Annotated in this window: 23 protein-coding genes and 1 tRNA gene; 19 read left to right on the top strand and 5 right to left on the bottom strand. The window is 56.2% G+C overall.

The genetic code is table 11. From position 1 onward, the window contains the following. The first annotated feature begins 16 nt into the window (after positions 1-16). From dctP to AC2FH9_RS03925, 13 genes are all read left to right on the top strand, one after another. Positions 17-1,108: a TRAP transporter substrate-binding protein DctP gene (gene dctP / locus AC2FH9_RS03985; protein ID WP_496870884.1), complete on the top strand. Its 1,092-nt coding sequence runs from the start codon at positions 17-19 to the stop codon at positions 1,106-1,108. A 137-nt stretch (positions 1,109-1,245) separates the two neighbouring features. Further along, positions 1,246-1,818 carry a TRAP transporter small permease gene (locus AC2FH9_RS03980; protein WP_282022053.1) on the top strand — a complete coding sequence of 191 codons (573 nt, stop codon included), beginning with the start codon at positions 1,246-1,248 and terminating at the stop codon, positions 1,816-1,818. 2 nt (positions 1,819-1,820) lie between these two features. Continuing rightward, complete coding sequence (locus tag AC2FH9_RS03975) at positions 1,821-3,107, top strand: TRAP transporter large permease (RefSeq protein WP_282027707.1); 1,287 nt, start codon at positions 1,821-1,823, stop codon at positions 3,105-3,107. A gap of 12 nt (positions 3,108-3,119) precedes the next feature. Further along, entirely contained in the window at positions 3,120-3,557 is a 438-nt protein-coding gene (locus AC2FH9_RS03970; RefSeq protein ID WP_496693013.1) for a universal stress protein, read from the top strand. Positions 3,558-3,565: 8 nt separating this feature from the next. Beyond that, on the top strand, positions 3,566-4,330 hold the full coding sequence (gene eutA, locus AC2FH9_RS03965) for an ectoine utilization protein EutA (protein ID WP_496870882.1): 765 nt from the start codon (positions 3,566-3,568) through the stop codon (positions 4,328-4,330). A gap of 20 nt (positions 4,331-4,350) precedes the next feature. Then, entirely contained in the window at positions 4,351-5,340 is a 990-nt protein-coding gene (eutB, locus tag AC2FH9_RS03960) for a hydroxyectoine utilization dehydratase EutB (RefSeq protein WP_496870879.1), read from the top strand. Position 5,341: 1 nt separating this feature from the next. After that, complete coding sequence (gene eutC / locus AC2FH9_RS03955; RefSeq protein ID WP_496870877.1) at positions 5,342-6,334, top strand: ectoine utilization protein EutC; 993 nt, start codon at positions 5,342-5,344, stop codon at positions 6,332-6,334. Between the two features lie 15 nt (positions 6,335-6,349). After that, complete coding sequence (gene doeA, locus AC2FH9_RS03950) at positions 6,350-7,537, top strand: ectoine hydrolase DoeA (RefSeq protein WP_496789215.1); 1,188 nt, start codon at positions 6,350-6,352, stop codon at positions 7,535-7,537. A gap of 3 nt (positions 7,538-7,540) precedes the next feature. Then, positions 7,541-8,533: a N(2)-acetyl-L-2,4-diaminobutanoate deacetylase DoeB gene (doeB, locus tag AC2FH9_RS03945; RefSeq protein ID WP_496870875.1), complete on the top strand. Its 993-nt coding sequence runs from the start codon at positions 7,541-7,543 to the stop codon at positions 8,531-8,533. A 23-nt stretch (positions 8,534-8,556) separates the two neighbouring features. Further along, complete coding sequence (locus AC2FH9_RS03940) at positions 8,557-9,039, top strand: Lrp/AsnC family transcriptional regulator (RefSeq protein WP_142637871.1); 483 nt, start codon at positions 8,557-8,559, stop codon at positions 9,037-9,039. Positions 9,040-9,151: 112 nt separating this feature from the next. Further along, positions 9,152-10,627 carry an NAD-dependent succinate-semialdehyde dehydrogenase gene (locus tag AC2FH9_RS03935; protein ID WP_496749252.1) on the top strand — a complete coding sequence of 492 codons (1,476 nt, stop codon included), beginning with the start codon at positions 9,152-9,154 and terminating at the stop codon, positions 10,625-10,627. 11 nt (positions 10,628-10,638) lie between these two features. Then, positions 10,639-12,012, top strand: coding sequence for an aspartate aminotransferase family protein (locus AC2FH9_RS03930; protein WP_496749251.1), 1,374 nt, complete (start codon positions 10,639-10,641; stop codon positions 12,010-12,012). 184 nt (positions 12,013-12,196) lie between these two features. Beyond that, on the top strand, positions 12,197-12,574 hold the full coding sequence (locus tag AC2FH9_RS03925) for a hypothetical protein (protein ID WP_496870872.1): 378 nt from the start codon (positions 12,197-12,199) through the stop codon (positions 12,572-12,574). A gap of 4 nt (positions 12,575-12,578) precedes the next feature. On the opposite strand, the gene AC2FH9_RS03920 is transcribed toward AC2FH9_RS03925, so the two are convergent. Continuing rightward, positions 12,579-12,654 (bottom strand) — tRNA-Ala (locus tag AC2FH9_RS03920). Between the two features lie 141 nt (positions 12,655-12,795). Continuing rightward, on the bottom strand, positions 12,796-13,122 hold the full coding sequence (locus AC2FH9_RS03915) for a TIGR02300 family protein (RefSeq protein ID WP_496693020.1): 327 nt from the start codon (positions 13,120-13,122) through the stop codon (positions 12,796-12,798). Positions 13,123-13,222: 100 nt separating this feature from the next. Between AC2FH9_RS03915 and AC2FH9_RS03910 the strand changes: the two genes are divergently transcribed. The 3 genes from AC2FH9_RS03910 to AC2FH9_RS03900 all read left to right on the top strand — a co-directional run bounded on the left by AC2FH9_RS03910 (position 13,223) and on the right by AC2FH9_RS03900 (position 15,838). Further along, a complete protein-coding gene (locus tag AC2FH9_RS03910) occupies positions 13,223-13,918 on the top strand; it encodes a M48 family metallopeptidase (protein ID WP_496693976.1) in 696 nt (231 codons plus the stop codon). Positions 13,919-13,948: 30 nt separating this feature from the next. Next, positions 13,949-14,596 (top strand): GntR family transcriptional regulator, encoded by a 648-nt coding sequence (locus AC2FH9_RS03905; protein ID WP_271950069.1) that lies wholly within the window; start codon positions 13,949-13,951, stop codon positions 14,594-14,596. A 111-nt stretch (positions 14,597-14,707) separates the two neighbouring features. Continuing rightward, entirely contained in the window at positions 14,708-15,838 is a 1,131-nt protein-coding gene (locus AC2FH9_RS03900; RefSeq protein WP_496749249.1) for a lytic murein transglycosylase, read from the top strand. A 3-nt stretch (positions 15,839-15,841) separates the two neighbouring features. Here the strand turns inward: AC2FH9_RS03900 and AC2FH9_RS03895 are convergent, their stop codons facing one another. Both AC2FH9_RS03895 and AC2FH9_RS03890 read right to left on the bottom strand, forming a co-directional pair. Beyond that, the gene (locus AC2FH9_RS03895; protein WP_142637885.1) at positions 15,842-16,804 is read right to left on the bottom strand and encodes an acetyl-CoA carboxylase carboxyltransferase subunit alpha; all 963 of its coding nucleotides are present in this window, start codon (positions 16,802-16,804) and stop codon (positions 15,842-15,844) included. 146 nt (positions 16,805-16,950) lie between these two features. Further along, positions 16,951-17,547 (bottom strand): LysE family translocator, encoded by a 597-nt coding sequence (locus AC2FH9_RS03890; protein WP_496696771.1) that lies wholly within the window; start codon positions 17,545-17,547, stop codon positions 16,951-16,953. A gap of 73 nt (positions 17,548-17,620) precedes the next feature. On the opposite strand from AC2FH9_RS03890, the gene AC2FH9_RS03885 reads away from it, so the two are divergent. Both AC2FH9_RS03885 and AC2FH9_RS03880 read left to right on the top strand, forming a co-directional pair. Beyond that, positions 17,621-18,073, top strand: a complete 453-nt coding sequence (locus AC2FH9_RS03885; protein WP_281973130.1) for an Lrp/AsnC family transcriptional regulator — start codon at positions 17,621-17,623, stop codon at positions 18,071-18,073. A 117-nt stretch (positions 18,074-18,190) separates the two neighbouring features. Continuing rightward, the gene (locus tag AC2FH9_RS03880) at positions 18,191-18,769 is read left to right on the top strand and encodes a PA14 domain-containing protein (RefSeq protein ID WP_271950077.1); all 579 of its coding nucleotides are present in this window, start codon (positions 18,191-18,193) and stop codon (positions 18,767-18,769) included. Between the two features lie 33 nt (positions 18,770-18,802). Here AC2FH9_RS03880 and AC2FH9_RS03875 read toward each other — a convergent pair whose 3' ends face one another. Continuing rightward, on the bottom strand, positions 18,803-19,765 hold the full coding sequence (locus AC2FH9_RS03875; RefSeq protein ID WP_496749247.1) for an L-malyl-CoA/beta-methylmalyl-CoA lyase: 963 nt from the start codon (positions 19,763-19,765) through the stop codon (positions 18,803-18,805). A 295-nt stretch (positions 19,766-20,060) separates the two neighbouring features. Here AC2FH9_RS03875 and dgcN point away from each other — a divergent pair, with 295 nt between their 5' ends. Beyond that, on the top strand, positions 20,061-21,062 hold the full coding sequence (dgcN, locus tag AC2FH9_RS03870) for an N-acetyltransferase DgcN (protein ID WP_496749246.1): 1,002 nt from the start codon (positions 20,061-20,063) through the stop codon (positions 21,060-21,062). Positions 21,063-21,097 lie beyond the last annotated feature (35 nt).

The raw sequence follows: 21,097 nt of genomic DNA, 5'->3' as shown, positions 1-21,097 counted from the left end.
CGCAACAATATAATAATTGACTCGCAGTACAATCTTCGGGATGTGGTGGAACATCACTAACAAAGAAGGTGATATCTGGGAGGATATGATGACCAAGACTGCACGTTTTGCCCTGCGCGTCTGCGCACCCCTTGCTGCTGCATTGCTAACCTCAACTGCCGCTTATGCGGACAATTGGCGCTATGCGATGGAAGAGGGGCTGACAGATCCGCAAGGCCTGTACGCCACCAAGTTCAAAGAGGAAATCGAAGCCAACTCGGATCACACAGTCCAGATTTATCCTGTGGGTACGCTTGGTGAATCGGCCGACGCCATGGAGCAGGCCCAGGCTGGATTGCTGCAGTTCATTGATCAATCTCCAGGTTTCACCGGTGCGTTGATCCCAGAGGCCGAAGCCTTTCTGGTGCCATATATCCAGCCGACGGACCCTCAAGTCGTGCGCAAGTTTTTCAAAGAAGGCGTCGCTGTGAATGAGATGTTCCACGACATCTATCGCGAACAGGGACTGGAATTGTTGTCGGTGTTCCCGGAAGGTGAAATGGTGGTCACCACAATGGAGGAATTTCGGACACCTGCCGATTTGGAAGGTATGAAAATTCGGACCATGACCTCACCATTGCTTTTGGAGACTTACACGGCCTTTGGCGCTTCCCCGATTGCAATGCCTTGGGGCGAGCTGATCGGCGGACTGAAAACTAAAATGGTTGACGGGCAAGAAAACCCGGCAATTTGGATCGAGGCCTATGATCTGGATAACCTGACTAATGTGATGACCTATACCGGACATGGTCAGTACACGACTGCTGTGATGGCAAATGCTGAGTTTTACGACGCGCTAAGCGATGCGGACAAAGAACTTGTTCAGAATGCGTCGCAAGTCGCACTCGATTATATTCTTGATGTTGCCGTCGAACTGGATGCAACCGGTCTGGCAAAAATTCAGGAGAGCAATCCGGGCTACACAATAAACCGGCTAACCGAGGAAGAGCGTGCACCCTTTAAAGAACGTGCAAAAGCGGTCGAAGCAGCCTTTGTCGAAAGAGCGGGCGAACGTGGCGCTGCCATCCTCGAGCAAATGAAGAAGGATCTAGCGGCTGCGCAGCAGTAGCGCTTTGCCACAGGCATCCATCACGTTTGCGATGTGTTCATCTGAAAAATCGGTGCAGGCCCAGAACCATAGTTCGGGCCTGCAATTTGGAAATAGTAACCGGCGATCAGCCTATATTGCGAATGTTCGGGGGGAATATGAGCGAAACGACGCAGAAAAAGTCGGGCCTTGCCGGAATTGTTGATGGCATTGACAAGGGGATCGCTGCGCTTGAGCGGGTGATCATGGCCACAGGCGTCATTCTGATGGCAGTCAACACCATCGCAAATGTCATCAGCCGGTTTGTTTTCAACCACTCCATTATATTCGCCGAAGAGTTGAACAGTATATTCATATTGTTGGTGACATTTGCTGGTATCGGCTACGCTGCGCGCCATGGTCGGCATATCCGCATGTCCGCCATCTCAGACGCGTTACCCGAACGGGTCAGAAAAATCTTGATGGTTGTAGTCACGGGAGTCACCGCTGTGCTGTTGCTGCTCTTGGCGTGGTACGCTGTGCAATACATCATCAGCATGTACGCCAAGGGGCGGGTCTATCCTGCCCTCGGATTCCCTGTTTATCTCAGCTACCTCTGGGTGCCGATTGGGCTGTTTGTCACCGGGGTTCAATACGCGCTCACTTTCATCAAAAACCTTCAGGAACCTGAAATCTATCTGTCAACTGATCTGCGAGAAGCAGATGCGCGGGAACTGGAAGTGGAGCTTTAACCATGGCACTCTTGATGTTTTCCGCAATGGTTGTCCTGCTGCTTATGGGTTTCCCGATGATGGTACCCCTCATTGCCGGCGCGTTCATCGGCGTGATCGAGTTGTTTGGCACAATCGACAAAACTGAGTTTATGATTCAGCAAATGTTGGGTGGTATCCGGCCCTCTTCATTGATCGCCGTGCCTATGTTCATTCTGGCAGCGGATATCATGACACGTGGCCAGTCCGCAGGGCGGCTGATTGATATGGTCATGGCCTTTGTTCGCCATGTTCGAGGGGGGTTGGCCGTCAGTACAGCTGCGGCTTGCGCATTGTTCGGTGCCGTGTCCGGGTCCACCCAAGCCACGGTCGTTGCGGTGGGAACGCCACTCAGGCCCCGAATGCTGAAAGGTGGCTACAAGGATTCTTTCATTTTGGCCCTGATCGTCAACTCAAGTGACATCGCGTTCCTGATCCCACCCAGTATTGGGATGATCATCTACGGTGTAGTTGCCAAGGCCTCCATCCCTGAACTGTTCATCGCGGGCATCGGGCCCGGATTGTTAATCCTGTTCATGTTCTCGGTCTACAGTATGATCTACGCCAAAATAAATGACGTCCCCACTGAACCGGCCGCCACATGGTGCGAACGCGCGGCAGCGGTGAAACGGGCCTTGTGGCCGCTGGGTTTCCCGGTTCTGATCATCGGCGGCATCTTCTTCGGCGTTTTCAGCCCGACCGAAGCCGCAGCAATCAGCGTGGCCTATGCGGTGTTGCTGGAAGTCTTCATTTTCAAAACAATGAAAATCACCGGTCTATACCAGGTTGCCCTGTCAACGGGCATGGTAACGGCGGTGGTTTTTATTTTGGTGGGTGCAGGTGCTGCCTTTGCCTGGGTTCTGTCATTCGCGCAGATACCGCAACAGATATTGGGCGCTCTTGGCATTGATGAAATGGGGCAGATCGGCGTCCTATTCACAATTGCGATTGCGTTCTTCATCGGTTGTATGTTCGTGGATCCCATCGTGGTCATCTTGATCTTTGTTCCGATCTTTGCGCCCGTGGTCGAGAAAACCGGGCTGGACCCAATTCTGGTCGGCACTTTGATCACATTGCAGGCCGCCATCGGCTCGGCCACCCCGCCGTTCGGATGCGATATCTTCACGGCGGTAGCGGTGTTCAAACGTCCCTATCTGGAAGTAATCAGAGGAACGCCGCCTTTCGTGATCATGCTTTTGAGTGTCTCGGTCTTGATGATCTTCTTCCCGCAGGTGGCACTGTTTTTGCGCGACATCGCATTTAACAAATAAAAGGAGCGACAAATGTTCAAATCAATACTCGCTGCTTTTGACGGGTCTGAAGGATCAGAGGCCGCCCTTCGCAAAGCCGCTGAATTGGCTAGGTTGTGTGATGCGGAAATGTTGGTACTGACGCTCTACCGTCATCATTCGATACTGGAAGGATCGATGTATGTCATTGATGCAGAAAAGCCCGATGATATTGACGGGATCATGCGCGATCACGCAAAGATAACTGCTGAACGCGGCGCGTCCATTGCGCGCGAGGCGGGGTGCGAGAACATCCGGGCCTTTGTCAAAGGCGGGCCAACGGCGCGGACTATCGTCAGCTTTTCCAAAGAACATGAGAATGACCTGATCGTCATGGGCAGCCGGGGATTGGGATCGATTGAGGGCTATTTGCTGGGCAGCGTCTCTCACAAGGTGACCAGCCTTGCGCAATGCCCGGTTCTGGTGGTGTGAGGATGGCAATGGCTTTGGATATACAATCTTCGACTTCGTCTGTGGCTCTCGCGCTGGATGCCCGCCCTGTCACACATCGTATCGGGTTGGTCACGCTGGCAACGGATCATACGACGGAAACTGACTTCGCACGCATTCTGCAAGGGCATGATGTGGGCGTATATGTAAACCGGATCGGGTTTGAAAACCCAACCACACATGAAAGCCTTTTGAAGACAGGGCCGCTGCTGACCGATGCCGCAGCAGAGATCCTGCCTGGCGAGGCGCTAGATGTATTGGTCTATGGATGCACTGCAGCTTCGGTAGTGTTGGGGAACGACAAAGTGGCCGAGCACATGAACAGCGCAAAGCCAGGCACGCCTTGCGTCACACCCAGCTCGGCTGCCTTTGATGCATTTGAGGCTTTGGGGGTAAAAAAAGTAAGCGTTCTTACGCCCTATACGCAGGATGTGACGGATTCTCTGGTCACCTATTTCTCGCAACACGGCCTCGACGTGGTGAACGCTGTTTGCTTTGGATTGTCCGATGATCGCGACATGGCGCGCGTCTCACTGGACAGCATTATCGAAGGTGGTGTTGCTGCGTGCGATCCCGATGCTGATGCGCTTTTTATTTCCTGTACGGCGGTGCGTGCCGCCCCATGTGTCGCACAATTGGAGGCCCGGCTTGGCAAACCGGTTGTTACCTCCAATCAGGCGATGGTTTGGCGCTGCATGAGGCATCTTGGGATTACTTCGGATTATCCCGCGGGCGGTATGTTGTTCAGTAAATAGGAAAAAAGTCAGGACAAGAGATGAGCTCTGAAATCACACTTCAGGATAGTTTTGCTGCGCGCGCGCGGATCGCACAGTCGATCCGGGTCACGCCGACGGTGTCGTCAGACACGCTCAGCAAAGCCACGGGGGGCGATATTCACCTGAAATTAGAACAAGGCCAGATCACAGGCAGTTTCAAGCTGCGGGGGGCAACCAATGCTGTGTTGTCGCTCAGTGATGCGCAGCGCGCCAAGGGCGTGGTCGGCGTCTCGACCGGCAATCACGGGCGTGGGCTGGCCTATGCGGCGAAACAGGCCGGGGTGCGGTGTATCATCTGCATGTCGGAACTGGTGCCGCAAAACAAGGTGGACGGCATCAAGGCGCAAGGCGCAGAGGTGCGCATTGTCGGGCGTTCTCAGGATGACGCACAGGTAGAAGTTGACAGGCTGGTCGCCGATGGGATGGTCATGCTTCCCCCGTTTGATCATCGCGATATCATTGCCGGGCAAAGCACCGTTGCACTGGAAATGCTGGAACAATCCCCGGATCTTGAAACGGTTCTGGTGCCGCTGTCGGGCGGCGGGCTGATTTCCGGCGTCGGGATGGTGATGAAGGCGGTTAATCCGCAGGTCCGCGTTATCGGAATTTCGATGGAGCGCGGGGCGGCTATGTATGAAAGCCAGAAGGCGGGGAAACCGGTTCTGGTCGAAGAACTGTCGACACTGGCCGACTCGCTGGGCGGTGGGGTTGGATTGGACAACCAGCACACTTTTGCCATGACTCGTGCCTTTGTTGATGATCTGATTCTTGTGACCGAGACCGAGATTGCTGCTGCCATCCGTCACGCCTATTGGCAGGAACGTCAGATCATTGAAGGGTCCGGCAGCGTCGGCATTGCCGCGCTTCTGGCGGGAAAAATCAAAGACCCAGGTCGGTGCGTCGCGCTGATCTCGGGGCAAAACATCGACATGCAGCTGCATCACCGGATCATTTCCGGCGAAGATGTAGATGTGACGGCGGAGGGGTAGGATGCCGGAGATCAAAATACTGACCGAGGCCGAACTGCGAGATCTGGTGCCACTGGATATGGACGCGGTGGACTGCATCGAACAGGGCTTTACGACGCTCGCCGGGGGCAAGGTTATCATGCCGCCGATCATGACACTGATGGTCCCCGATCATAATGGCGAGGTATGTGTAAAGTCAGCCTATGTCCCGGGCATCGACAGCTTTGCCATGAAGATGAGTCCCGGCTTTTTCGATAATCCCAAGCTGGGCCTGCCCAGCACATCAGGCTTGATGGTGCTATTCTCAAGCACCACTGGCGTTCTGGAAGCTTTGCTTCTGGATAATGGTTATCTCACGGATGTGCGCACCGCCGCTGCGGGAGCGGTATCTGCGCGCCACCTTGCGCGCGAGGACGCGACACGCGCGTGTATCATCGGTGCTGGTGTGCAGGCGAAGCTACAACTCAAGGCGCTGACCCTTGTGCGCGGCATCGAAAGCGCTGTGATCTGGGCGCGGGATGCGGCCAAGGCCGAAACCTTGGCTTCCAGCCTTCGCGAAGAACTTGGGGTCGACGTCACGGCCAGCACTGATAGGGCGGGTGCCGTGTCCTCGGCAGATATCATCGTCACGACAACCCCTTCGGCGACCCCGCTGATCAAAGCGGACTGGCTGCAACCGGGGCAGCTTGTCATTGCGATGGGTTCGGATCAGGAACACAAGGTCGAGCTTGACCCGGGTTGTCTTGCCAAGGCAACGCTCTATGTGCCCGACAGCCAAGCCCAATGCGCCCTCAAAGGCGAGCTGCGCAGCGCCATTGCGGTAGGCATTTTCCCGGCTGATGGCAGGTTTGCTGAACTGGGTGATATCACCTCCGACAAGGCGCCGGGGCGACAATCCGACAGTGACATCATTATTGCTGACCTGACAGGTACGGGTGTCCAAGACACCGCCATTGCCACGCTTGCTCGCCAGCGCGCGGAAAACTCAGGCAAAGGCACCACGTTTTCAAGCTAACAACGGATTAATTCTATGCCAGAACCAAAACTCCACTTCTCACGCGATGAGTTCAGCCAGCGCATTGCAAAAACCCGCGCCGCCATGGCCGAACGTGGGCTTGACCTTCTGATCGTGACGGACCCTTCGAACATGAACTGGTTGACCGGCTATGACGGTTGGTCTTTTTACGTGCATCAATGCGTAGTGCTGAGTCTCACTGGCGAGCCGGTCTGGTACGGCCGTGGACAAGATGCCAATGGCGCGCTTCGCACCTGCTTTATGGATCCCGCCAATATCATCGGTTACCCGGACCATTATGTACAATCCACCGAACGTCACCCGATGGACTACCTGTCGGCACAGCTGGCCGATCGTAAGCTGGATAAGGGCCATATCGGCGTTGAGATGGACAACTACTGGTTCACAGCTGCGGCCTTTGCCGCGCTACAGCACCACATGCCAAATGCCAAATTTTCCGATGCGACTGCGTTGGTCAACTGGCAGCGCGCGGTAAAATCTGAAACCGAGCTGGAATACATGCGCCAAGCAGGCCGCATTGTGGGCCGTATGCATGAACGTATCTTTGAAAAGGTCGAGCCGGGCATCCGCAAATGCGATCTGGTGGCGGAAATCTATGATGCGGCCTTACGCTATGACGCACAGATCGGTGCGGGCGGAGACTATCCCGCGCTGGTGCCACTTTTGCCCTCAGGCGCGGATGCCTCAGCCCCGCATTTGACATGGGACGATCAGCCAATGAAATCCGGCGAAGGCACGTTTTTCGAGATCGCAGGTGTCGTCAAACGCTACCACTGCCCGCTGTCGCGCACGGTCTTCCTTGGAAAGCCCACGCAAACATTCCTCGACGCTGAAAAGGCTGTGCTTGAGGGCATGGAGGCCGGGCTGGAGGCTGCAAAAGAGGGCAACCTCTGCGAGGATGTCGCAATTGCCTTCTTCAGCGTGCTAAAGAAACACGGGATCACCAAAGATAACCGCACCGGTTACCCGATCGGTGTCAGCTACCCGCCTGACTGGGGCGAGCGGACCTTCTCGCTTCGCCCTGGCGACAAGACGGTTCTGCAGGAGAACATGACCCTGCACTTCATGACCGGCCTCTGGATGGAGGATTGGGGTTTTGAGATTACTGAAAGCATCCGCATCACCAGATCCGGCCATGAGTGCCTGGCCAACGTGCCCCGCAAAATGGTTGTGAAGGACTGAGTAATGACACCCAACCCAATTTCCCCGACGATCCCGCTGGATAGCGATGGTATCCACCACGGTTTCCTACGGCTGCCTTACAGCCGGGATGACAGTGCTTGGGGGTCAATTATGATCCCGCTAACGGTTATCAAAAACGGAGATGGGCCTACGGCTTTGCTGACCGGCGCCAACCATGGCGATGAATATGAAGGGCCCGTGGCGTTGCAAGAACTGACGGTTACGCTAAAGCCCGAGGACATCACCGGACGCGTGATCATCGTGCCTGCCTTCAATTATCCCGCTTTTCGCGCCGGGTTACGCACCTCGCCCATCGACAAAGGCAATATGAACCGTGCCTTTCCGGGCCGGCCAGATGGCACCCCAACCGAAAAGATTGCCGACTATTTCCAGCGCGTACTTTTGCCAATGGCCGATATTGCGGTGGATTTTCACTCGGGCGGAAAAACGCTGGATTTCGTGCCCTTCGCGGCGGCCCATATCCTTGAAGATAAAGCCAATGAAGCGGCCTGTTTCTCCGCGATGGCCGCCTTTAACGCCCCCTATTCGGTGCAGCTACTGGAGATCGACAATGTCGGAATGTACGACACCGCGGTCGAAGATATGGGTAAGGTTCTGGTTTCAACAGAATTGGGCGGTGGTGGCTCTGCCACAGCCAAGTCGATTGCTGTTGCAAAAAAGGGCCTGCGCAATGTGCTAATCCATGCAGGAATTCTGAAGGGCGAGATGCAGATTGATCCAACCGTGCGCCTGGATATGCCCGATGGTAACTGCTTCGTGTTCTCGGAAAACGATGGCCTCTACGAGCCGATGGTTGATCTTGGTGAACAGGTCAACCAAGGCGATGTTGTGGCCCGCGTTTGGCCCGTTGATCGCACCGGGATTGCCCCGATTGAATACCGTGCCAAAGTTACGGGCCTTTTGATCAGTCGCCACTTTCCCGGTCTCATCAAAGCGGGCGATTGCGCGGCGGTGATCGGGTTGAACGTTGGATAACTTTATTCCCCGGAGGTGAGACCATGCGGCTCGACGCCCGCGATCTGGATATTCTACGGGTGCTTTCAACCGACGGGCGCATCACAAAAACGGCTTTGGCCGACCGCGTTGGCCTGTCGCCCACCCCCTGCTGGGAGCGGCTGAAAAAGTTGGAAAAAGCCGGGTTGATCAAGCGATATAGAGCCGAGATCAACCTGCGCAAACTTGGGCCACATGTAACTGTTTTTGTTGCGGCCGAACTGTCCGATCATACCGCTGCCAGCTTTCAGGCTTTTGAGGCCGCAATGCAACGCTATGAAGAAGTGTTGGCCTGCTGGGCGCTTGGCGGAGGATTTGATTACATCCTGCAAATCGTGACGCGCGATATCGATGCCTATCAACGCCTGATTGATGAAATGCTCAATGCTGACATAGGTCTGGAAAAATATTTTACCTATATTGTCACCAAACCAGTGAAGGGGCAGGGCGTTCCGCCGATTTCCCTCATTGCTGGATGGCAGGAGTAACCCTCTGCCTGAGAGATGGTTGACAGCAGAATACTCTGCTTTGGACCCGAAATTTGGTCTCATCCTTTGCCTGTAATGCCCGACATTGTCGGGCATCGAGGGAGAGGTATCCATGAAAGAAACTGCACTTTCTGCGCGCGATGATATTGCTGACAAATCTTTGGCGCGCAGTTTTTCCTATGTGAATGGTAAATGGTGTGCAGCTTCGTCGGGTTACACCATCCGCGTCACCGATCCGGCAACTGGCGATGTTATCGGTGAGGCCGCCAGCCTTTCGGCAGAGGAATCCTCTGCCGCCGTGGATGCGGCACAGGCCGCCTTTCCGACCTGGTCGGGCCTCTTGCCACAAGACCGATCCGCCATTCTGCGCCGTTGGTTCGACCTGATGCTGCACCACAAAGAAGATCTGGCACGGATCATGGTACTGGAACAGGGCAAGCCCCTGTCCGAGGCGCGCGGTGAAATTGATTATGCTGCGTCTTTTGTAGAATTCTACGCCGAAGAGGCCAAGCGACCCAATATTGAAGGCGTCACTAGCCATCTGCCCGATGCCGAGGTCGAGGTTTGGCTAGAGCCGGTCGGGGTGGTGGCAATGATCACACCGTGGAATTTCCCTGCTGCCATGCTGACCCGCAAAGCAGCAGCAGCCATGGCAGTGGGATGTACGGTTGTGGCTCACCCCTCAGGTGAAACCCCGTTTTCGGCCCTCGCGTTGGCTGAACTGGCGGAAAAGGCGGGTATTCCGGCGGGCGTATTCAACGTGGTCACCGGCCAGGCCTCGACCGTGGTCGAACCTTGGACGAAAGACACCCGCGTTCGGGCACTCTCGTTCACAGGCTCCACCGAAATCGGACGGTTACTTTACCGTCAGTCCGCCGACACAGTGAAAAAACTTGTAATGGAACTAGGCGGGCATGCACCGGTGATTGTGTTCAAAGGGGCCGATCTTGAAATTGCGGTTTCTGAAACGATCAAGGCCAAATTCGCCACATCCGGGCAGGACTGTCTTGGCGCCAATCGGATATTTGTGGAGCGCTCAATTTACGACGCATTCTGCTCGCAGTTCGCCGAAGCGACCCGCAGGCTGTCCCTTGGCATCGGTATGGACGACCCCGATATCGGCCCTCTGATGAATGAAAAGGCGGTTCAAAAGCAGGAAGAACATGTCGCCGATGCGCTGGCCAAGGGGGCCAAACTGGCGTGCGGAGGTGCAAGGGATCCTCTCGGCCCGCTGTTTTATCAGCCCACGGTTCTGACCGACGTGCCCGCCGATGCCGTGCTTATGTCAGAGGAAACATTTGGCCCTGTGGCGGCCATTGCGCCCTTTGATACCGAAGAAGAGGTGATCGCCCGGGCCAATGACACCGAATACGGTCTGGTTGCGTATCTGCACAGCCATGACCCACGCCGTATTTACCGCGTATCTCGTGCATTGCAATTTGGCATGGTGGCGGTGAATCGCACCAAGGTCACCGGCGCGCCGATCCCCTTTGGCGGCACCAAACAATCCGGTCTGGGCCGTGAAGGGGCAAGACGGGGAATGGAAGAGTTTACCGAAATCAAATATGTCTGCCGCGACTGGGCATGAGGAGTGAAAAGATGCTGAAGAACGATCAACTTGACCAATGGGACCGCGAGAACTTTTTCCATCCCTCCACTCATCTGGCCCAGCACGCGCGGGGCGAAACAGCGACCCGAGTGATCAAAACCGCAAGCGGGGTCCATATCGAAGACCGTGATGGTACCAAATTGCTGGACGCCTTTGCAGGACTTTATTGCGTGAATGTGGGCTATGGCCGTCAGGAAATTGCCGAAGCGATTGCGGATCAAGCCCGCGAGTTGGCCTATTATCATTCCTACGTGGGCCACGGCACAGAAGCCTCCATCACCCTGTCCAAGATGATCCTTGATCGCGCGCCTTCGAACATGTCCAAGGTCTATTTCGGCCTGGGCGGTTCAGATGCAAATGAGACCAACGTCAAATTAATATGGTATTACAACAATATCCTGGGCCGCCCCGAAAAGAAAAAGATCATCTCGCGCTGGCGAGGGTATCATGGCTCGGGCCTTGTCACCGGGTCGCTGACTGGGCTGGAACTATTCCACAAAAAGTTCGATCTGCCGCTCACGCAGGTGGTTCATACCGAAGCGCCCTATTATTTCCGCCGCGATAATCTGGACCAAAGCGAAGCCGAATTCGTCGCGCATTGCGTTACTGAACTGGAGGCGCTGATTGAACGTGAAGGCGCTGATACAATCGCCGCGTTTATTGGCGAGCCGGTGTTGGGAACCGGTGGTATCGTGCCCCCGCCCGAAGGCTACTGGGCCGCTATCCAGACCGTATTGCGTAAGCATGACATCCTGTTGGTTGCCGATGAGGTTGTGACCGGGTTTGGCCGCCTGGGCAGCATGTTCGGGTCGGAGCATTACGGCATGGAATCCGATATCATCACCATCGCCAAAGGCCTCACCTCGGCTTACGCGCCGCTGTCAGGTTCGATTGTTTCTGAAAAAGTGTGGAAGGTGCTGGAACAGGGCACGGATGAAAACGGCGCCATCGGCCACGGTTGGACCTATTCGGCACACCCGATCGGGGCCGCGGCCGGTGTGGCAAACCTCAAACTGATTGATGATCTGAACCTGATCGAAAACGCAGGCAAAGTCGGCGCTTATCTGAAGCAGTCGATGAAGGATGCACTGTCAGCACACGCCAATGTCGGCGATGTGCGCGGCGAAGGAATGTTGTGCGCGGTCGAGTTCGTGAAGGATAAAGATAGCCGCACCTTCTTTGACTCCGCGGACAAGATCGGCCCGCAAGTCTCAGCCGCTCTTTTGGCACAGGATAAGGTCATCGCACGCGCTATGCCGCAAGGCGACATCTTGGGCTTCGCGCCACCGTTTTGCCTGAGTCGTGAAGAAGCTGATACCGTCGTCGCCGCAACTCTGCGCGCGGTTACAGCAGTATTGGGCTAGGGGATGTCTGTCTCGCCCATCCTTGGCTGAGTTGACAGCGGTAAACATTACCGCATCAAACTCTGGGGTGGGCGCAGCACTCGATTGAGACCGCTTTGATTTGGCAATATTGCCTGGATCAGGCCGCAATTCCAAGATTCCTTACTACAAGGCCCAATCCGGTCAAAGTGGCCAGGATTGAAACTTGAAACAAGCACACGTCACTATTGTCGCAATGTGCTACAGATCAGATATTATCAATCATGGGTGGAGCGGCGGAAAAGTCCGCAACGTGTGGGTTGCCATTCCCGTAGCCAGACAGACGATGAAGCAGGAAGAGCTCAAGCGGAAGTTGGAAGATTTCGAAGTTCCGCAAAGGAATTTTGAAGAGATGTTCGAACCGGTCGCCGAAATTCTGTCAAAATCTTGGAAAGTATGGAAAAAAAGCGAATATAGGGGCAAGAGAGCGCTGCTTAGAATGCTATTTGTTCAGAAGGGAAGTTACTCTTCCAAATCGGATCTTCGAACCGGTGAATTATCTTTTCCATTCAGATTCTTAAGTGACGCAAATTATCTGAATTAGGTTTTGGTGGAGCCTAGGGGAGTCGAACCCCTGACCTCTTGCATGCCATGCAAGCGCTCTCCCAACTGAGCTAAGGCCCCATACAGGTACTGCAGAAGCAGTGGGCGGACGTTTATGAGACAGTGGCGCTAAGCGCAAGTCCAAAAACAGGCGTCGCCGTTAAAATTTTGCAACCAGATTGCAAATGGCACGAGGCGGCGCGAGGCCGCCTCTAACCGTGATCAGCTATCGTCCTCTGCTGGAATGTCAGTGATGTCGTCCAGCGGAACTTCATCACTGCTGTCATCATCGTCATCCAGCAAATCATCATCCAGATCGACTTCGACTTCGTCGTCGTCATCCAGAACCAGTTCTTCCTCGGGCGCGTTTTCGCGCGCCTTGGCCGATGCGGCATCTTCTGCATCTGCTGCGATCATCCGGCTTTTGCCGGTTTCGAGTTCCACGATCTCGCCGGTATAAGGGCTAACGATCGGGTCTTTGTTCAGGTCATAAAACCGTTTACCGGTGGTCGGGCAAACGCGCTTTACACCCCATTCTTCCTTGGGCATGTCCAATCCCCTTGATATCAGGTGAGTCGTATCGACGATTCAGGTCAGGTGCCACAAGCAGCGGGCACTGTCAAAGCCTTTGAGCAGGAGAAACAGACCTATGGGAGATCACGCACTGCCAGGATCGCCTCCGGTGCCGCTGACATTGCGCAAATCGGCGCGGGCACGGCGGATCAGTCTGCGTATATCCCAGTTGGACGGGCGTGTTACACTGACCTATCCAAATGGCGTTGCTGAATCCGATGCGTTGAACTTTGCCCGCCAAAAAGAAAGCTGGATTCGGCAGCACCTGAGTGATCGGCCAGACCCCTCGGTGGTTCAATTTGGGCAGCATATTCCTGTTGAGGGCACCCAACGGCGCATTGTCCGGGCAACGGGCCGACGCGTTCTGTTGCAGGCGGACCAGATTTCAGTACCTGAAGGCGCTGAAGCGCGACGTTTGGCGCGCTTCTTGAAAGAACTGGCACGCGACCGGCTGACCGGCGCATGTGATGACTACGCAGCGATGTTGGGTAGGGCTTATGCCAGCATCTCTATTCGGGATACCCGATCGCGCTGGGGATCATGCAGTTCTGAGGGTGGGTTGATGTTTTCCTGGCGGCTGATTCTCGCTCCACCAGACGTCCTGCATTATGTTGCCGCACATGAGGTGGCGCATCTGGCCGAGATGAACCATTCCCCAGCCTTTTGGGCCCAGGTCGAACGGTTATTCGGAGATTACAAAGAACAGCGGCGCTGGCTGCGCGACAACGGGGCGCAGTTGCATCAGTACAGATTTGACGCGCCTGCGAGTTGACCTGTGCGGTGTTTGTGATCACATAGAGAAATGCTGAACACACGCCCTTCAGAAACGCAGACCGCAACGCATGACCGGGTGTACCGGGCCCTGCGATCCCGCATCATGCATGGTGATATCGCCCCCGGTCAGGCACTGACCTTAAGGGGAATTGGGAAAGAGTTTGGTGTCTCGATGACACCGGCCCGAGAGGCGGTGCGTCGGCTTGCGGCTGAAGGGGCGTTGTTTCTGTCTTCCTCGGGCCGCGTTTCTACGCCTGAGTTGACCAATGACCGGATCGAGGAGTTGGCTGCGCTGCGGGCTTTGCTTGAGGTCGAGCTGGCCAGCCGGGCATTGCCGCGTGCGCATATTGCCCTGATTGACCGATTGCAGAGCATCAACATGACGGTGGCCGAGATGGTCACCAAACGTGATGCCGTTGGATATATTCGCACCAATCTGGAGTTTCACCGAACTCTGTATCTGCGGGCGCAGGCCCCGGCGATGCTGGCGATTGCCGAAACCGTATGGTTGCAGCTTGGGCCAACGATGCGCGCGCTTTATGGGCGGCTGCGGCGAACGGAACCACCGCATCACCACAAGCTGATAATTGCGGCACTAAAGGCCGGGGATGAGCCGGGTTTGCGCCTTGCGGTTCGCTCGGATGTTACACAGGGCCTGCGGATGCTGGTCAGCTAAGCGGCTTGTTGCCGAAGCTGCCGAAATTGCCGTGTTCAGTATCGCTGTTCTGGCCCCGACGATTTCTCTGCGCTAGGCTGTGAGAAATCACAATAAGAGCAGTTTTCAACCATGATTGATCGACGGTTATTTTCCCTTGGGCTGGGCTCCGGCTTGTTGGTTGCCTGTACGGACAGCGTGCCTTCTTCTTCGGCGCCGGCTGCGCGCATGCAACCGGTTCGGAACGCGGGCTGGGACGCCTGGGTGGCGGGCTTCAAAAGCCGCGCGGCCGCACAGGGGATTTCGCAAAGCACAATTACCCGCGCCTTCCAGGGCGCCGGATATCTGCCCGGAGTGATCGAGCGGGACCGAAATCAGGTCGAGTTCAAGAGGTCGCTTGAAGACTACCTAGCGATTGCAACCTCGGATGAACGGATCGCGACCGGCAAGCAAATGCTGGTGCGCCATGCCGGAACGCTGTCTCAGATCGAAGCGCAGTACGGCGTCGACAAAGAAGTTGTCGTGGCGATTTGGGGGCTGGAAAGCCGCTATGGTGCGCGGCGCGGTGATGTGCCTGTTGTATCGGCCCTGTCGACGCTGGCCTATGACGGTCGGCGCGGGCAGTTCTTTGAAAGCCAGCTGATAGCGGCGATGAAGATCCTGCAGAACGGTGACACGACATCTGCCAACATGACAGGTAGCTGGGCCGGTGCCATGGGGCACACGCAGTTCATTCCGACCTCTTATCTGGCCTATGCGGTGGATTTCACCGGCGATGGACGGCGCGATATCTGGTCCGACGATCCAACGGATTCGCTGGCATCAACGGCGGCTTATCTGGCGCGTTCCGGTTGGGTGCGTGGGCAGCCCTGGGGCGGTGAGGCCGGGACGGTATCCGGTACGCCGGTTGCTGTGCTGCAACCCCAGGTGCCAGGGCCCCGCATCGCCGTGTTCCGCAATTTTCAGGTGATCAAACGGTACAATAACTCGGACAGCTACGCGATCGGGGTAGGGCATCTATCAGACCGGATTGCCGGAGGTGCGCCGTTCCAGGCCTCTTTCGGACCGGATGCGACTGGTCTGACGCTTGAAGATCGCAAAGAGCTGCAGCGCCGCCTGACATCCGCCGGGTACGACACCGAAGGCGCAGATGGTGTAGTCGGTAAAAACACGACATCCGCGATTTCTGCGTACCAGCGGGCCAATGGGCTGCCCGCGACCGGAGAACCCTCAGTTGCGCTGCTGAGGCAGTTGGGGGGCTGAGGGTTACGCAGCCAGCCCTTTTGAGCCGATGTCGAGGAATTTTTGACGACGATCTCTGATCAGGGCGGCGGAATCCTTGCCGTCCAGATCCTTGAGCATCGCCGTAATCGCGTCCCGCACGGAGTCCACGGTCGCAGCGCGATCGCGATGTGCGCCGCCCTTGGGTTCCGAAATGATCCGGTCGCAAACGCCCAGCTTGTGCAGGTCTTGCGCGGTCAGCCGCAACGCCTCGGCTGCTTCGCGCATTTTCTCGGAGTCCTTCCACAGGATCGAGGCGCAGCCTTCGGGTGAAATGACCGAATAGACCGAATGTTCCAGCATCGCGACACGGTTTGCCGTTGCAAAAGCCACCGCACCGCCTGATCCACCTTCGCCGATGATGACCGAGACCAACGGCACGCCGATCTTCAGGCACATCTCGGTCGAGCGGGCAATAGCCTCGGACTGGCCGCGCTCTTCGGCGCCTTTGCCGGGATAGGCGCCAGCCGTGTCGATCAAGGTGATAACCGGCAGTCCAAAGCGTCCTGCCATTTCCATCAGTCGGACAGCCTTGCGATACCCTTCGGGGCGAGCCATGCCGAAATTGCGTTCGATGCGCGATTTGGTGTCGCTGCCCTTTTCGTGGCCGATCACCATAACAGGTTGATCGTTGAACCGCGCCAGACCGCCGATCACGGCCAGGTCGTCAGCAAAATTCCGATCGCCTGCCAGAGGTGTGAATTCGGTGAACAGATCTTCCACGTAGTCTTTGCAATGGGGACGTCCAGGGTGACGAGCGACCTGACATTTTCTCCATGGCGTCAGATCGGCATAGAGTTCGTCCAACAGCTTTTCAGCCTTGGCGTCCAAAGCGGCGGCCTCTGCGGCCACATCCATCTCTTCATTGGCGCGCGCCAGTGCACGCAGTTCCTCGGCCTTTCCTTCGATCTCGGCCAAAGGTTTTTCGAATTCCAGATACTGGGTCATGACGCCTCTCAACGCGGAAGTTCCCTGCTATATGGCCTGACGTTGCCCCGGATGCAACTCAGCAAGATTTAAAGGGTTGGTAGGGGTGCCCGTATTCACCCTCAAAAGGACCTTGATGACCGGTCATTGCTAGCCTTCGAACGTTCTCAAACGGGCCAAAGCACAGGGTAGAGCGACGCGACCAGCAGCCCCGCCATCACCCAGTTGAACAGCATCAGTCGGTGTGGGTTCGTGAGAATCCGCGCCATCTGCTGCCCGAGTACCGTCCATGTGCTGACCGAGGGCAAATTGATTGCGCCGAAAACAATCGCGACAATGACGATGGCGTTCAGCGTCCGGTCGGGTGTGTATACAGTTGTTGCTGTCAGGGCCATGGCCCAGGCTTTTGGATTGACCCATTGGAATGCTGCAGCCTGTAAAAACGTCATCGGTTTTCCCGCGGGCGCGCCCGCTTCGGCTGGGGCCGAATGCGCGATTTTCCATGCCAGATACAGCAGATAGGCCACCGACGCCGCTTTCAACACGGTATAGCTGATTGGATAGGCATCAAACACCTGCACCAGCCCCGTTCCGACCAGAAGGACCATGACTGTAAAGCCCAACCCGATTCCGAACATATGTGGGATTGTGCGTCGAAACCCGAAATTCGCGCCCGAGGCCATCAGCATCAGGTTATTGGGTCCCGGCGTGATCGACGAGACGAAGGCAAAGGTGACGAGGGCAAAAAGCAATTCAGGGTTCATAGCGCAGATAATTGATGGAATCCGCCCAAATGAAATTGCGTTTGCGCTGGTTATTGCGGTAATTCTGCAATTAATGATCAAGTTGGATGATATAAATCGCCATATATTGCGTGAGCTGACACGTGATGGGCGGATAAGCAACCTTGAATTGGCCGATCGGGTCGGGCTGTCAGCCTCGGCCTGTTTGCGCCGTGTTCAGGAATTAGAGCGTGCGGGCGTGATCTCGGGCTATCGTGCTGTATTGAACCCACCTGCGCTGGGCATCGGCTTTGTCGCCTATATTGGCGTGGGGCTGGGCGAACATACAAAGGCCGCTCAGGAAGGGTTCGAGCGTGCATTGCAGCGCGCGCCTGAGGTGGTGGAGTGCCATAACATCACCGGCACGATCGAATACCTGTTGCGCGTGGAATGTGCCGATCTGTCGTCTTACAAAACTTTTCACACCGAAGTTCTGGGGACTTTGCCCCATGTCACGTCGATCACGTCCTATGTCGTCATGGGCTCGCCCAAGGATATGCGGGCCTGACATTGGAAAGATGATTCTGTACCGGCTTGCCGGAGTTGGATTCACGTTTTACTGTCTTGCCAAAGATTTGACCAAAAATGGGGACAACCCCAACCGGTCGTATTCAGGGAGAAGACGATGAAACTTGTTCGGACCGGAGCACTGGTCGCAACTTTGGTGATGATTGCGGGAGCATCTTTGGCAGCTCCGTTAAAGCTGCAACCTGCCAACCCACAGCCCAGCCCCAAGGCGGGATTGAATGTGAACTACTTTGGCACTGGCAATCAACACAAGAAGATCCGAGATCTGAGCCATGCAAAAAGCATGCTGTCTAAAGCGCAGCCCGGACAACCGTTGCGGGGCTTGGATTACAGGGACACCAGTAAGGGTCAGGACGTCATGACGTTTGACGGCGCTTACAATGTCGCCGCCGAAATTACGGGGTACATGCGGTTCGACTCTGCTGGAATCTACGAGTTGGAAACGTGGTCAAATGACGGGATAGAGGCATTCGTCGGAGGCCAGAACATTGGACAAGTCTCGGGCATTCAGGGCTGCGAGGCCAATCAGCGGACCGAAGTCGATGTGCCCAAAGCCGGGTGGTACGCGCTCAAGATCATCTATTTCCAGAAGCTCGGGACATCCTGTCTGATGATGAAATCTGGGAAAAAGGGCGAAAGGTTCACCTGGACACCCAATGATGTCTTCGGACGGTAAGAAAAAGGCGCCCGGTGAGGCGCCTTTCTACTTTTAGCTATTGGCAGCGATCAATTCGGCCTGGGCCACGATCACCTCGGCTTGTTTGATCGAGGCGATATCGACCAGACGCCCTTTGTAGACCGTCGCACCTTCGCCATTGGCCTTGGCTTGCTCCATGGCGGCCAAGATTTCGCGGGCCTCTGACACCGCCTCGTCCGAGGGGGTGAAGACCTGGTTGGCCAGCGCGATCTGTTTGGGGTGGATTGCCCATTTGCCGACCATGCCCAAAGTGGCAGAACGTTTGGCCTGCGCGATATAGCCTTCGTCATCGCTGAAATCGCCGAACGGTCCATCCACCGGCAGCACGCCATGGGTGCGGCAGGCGGCAACGATGGCGGCCTGCGCCCAGTGCCACGGGTCGGACCAGTGTTTTTCACCTTCGCGCAGCATGTAATAATTTTCCTGCGTGCCGCCGATGCCAGTTGTCTGCATGCCCATCGAGGCCGCAAAGTCGGCGGCCCCAAGGCTCATGGCTTGCATCCGGGGGGACGAGGCAGCGATTTCTTCGACATGGGCGAGGCCAGCTGCGGATTCGATGATGACCTCAAAGCTGATCGGTTTGGTACGGCCTTTTGCGCGTTCGATGGCGGTGACCAGCGCGTCCACCGCATAGACATCCGCCGCACAACCGACCTTGGGGATCATGATCTGGTCCAGTCGATCTCCGGCCTGCTCCATCACATCCACGACATCGCGGTACCAGTAAGGCGTATCCAGTCCGTTGATTCGTACGGACATGTATTTGGTGCCCCAATCAAGGGTGTTCAGCGCCTCGATGACATTGGCACGCGCTGTGTCCTTGTCAGATGGTGCAACCGAATCCTCAAGATCAAGATTGATCACATCCGCCGCAGAGGCCGCCATCTTGGGGAAGAGCTTGGTGTTCGACCCGGGGCCGAACAACTGACAACGGTTAGGGCGCGCGGGGGCGGCGGGTTGAATGCGAAAGCTCATCTGGACCTCGTGCAGGAAAGGAAATTGCGATTTTGTTGTCTTATGAGGTATTAAATTGCGCAGGTCTCCGCAAGCATGTTTGTGCATCTGCGGCAATGCAGTCGCAGCATTCGCCGCAATGCGCCGTGTCTCTGGTGATTAAAGTTTAATCGCTTTAAAAACTTGAAAGAATTTTGCGCAAGCTACGATATTTGCGCGAAATTTTCCTGCGGGATCCAGCGATGCTGGGCGAAATCGAGAAACACTCGCCTTGCCCGTCCCATAGCCTGCGCCAGAATCAAAGGAGTGCACCGCAATGATCGAGACACCGTATCTGTTGTTTTTGGGCGATGCGCCCGACCAGCTGGCGGCCAAGGTTGCCGTTGGAATCAAGGACTGGCGTCCGGAAAACGCCGTGGGTCAATACCGGATGGAGGGTTGTAAAGCCGATCTGGGCCTGACCGACATGTCCTTGGCTAAGGCCAAAGAGGCCGGGGCCAAGACTTTGGTCATCGGCGTGGCCAATCGTGGTGGTGTGATCAGTCAGGAATGGAAAAAGGTGCTGGTCATGGCGCTGGAGGAAGGTTTCGACCTGGCCTCGGGCCTGCACAACCTTTTGTGTGATGAGCCCGATCTAGTCGCAGTCGCCGAAGCAACAGGCCGCAAGCTGCATGATGTGCGGGTTCCGTCGGTCGACTATCCAATCGCCAACGGCATCAAACGTAAAGGTAAGCGCTGTCTTGCCGTGGGCACCGATTGTTCGGTTGGCAAGATGTACACCGCGATGGCCATGGATGCCGAGATGCGCAAGCGTGGCATGAAGTCGACCTTCCGAGCTACTGGCCAGACTGGCATTCTGATCACCGGTGACGGTGTACCGCTGGACGCGGTGATCGCAGATTTCATGGCGGGATCGGTCGAATGGCTGACACCCGACAATGATGACGACCACTGGGATTTGATCGAAGGGCAAGGGTCACTGTTTCACGTGTCCTATTCCGGCGTGACAATGGCGCTGATTCATGGCGGTCAGCCCGATGCGTTGATCCTGTCTCATGAACCGACACGCGAACATATGCGCGGTCTGCCGACATATAGCTTGCCGTCTTTGCAAACCTTGCGCGATACGGCGCTGGGGCTGGCCAAGGTTGCCAACCCTGACTGTCAGGTCGTCGGCGTCTCGGTCAATACGCAGCACATGAGCGAAGCGGATGCCTCTGCCTATCTGGCGCAGGTTGAGGCCGACATGGGACTGCCCGCAACGGACCCGTTCCGTTTTGGTGCAGGCAAGCTGGTCGACGCGCTGGCAGCAGTATAAAGCGGTCTGGTCCCGCCGGCCCGGATCGAAATTTG

The sequence above is a fragment of the Ruegeria sp. CDSC081 genome (assembly GCF_059610485.1).
Note: the sequence above shows the minus strand (reverse complement) of the source record. Positions and strands in the feature narration are given on the sequence as shown.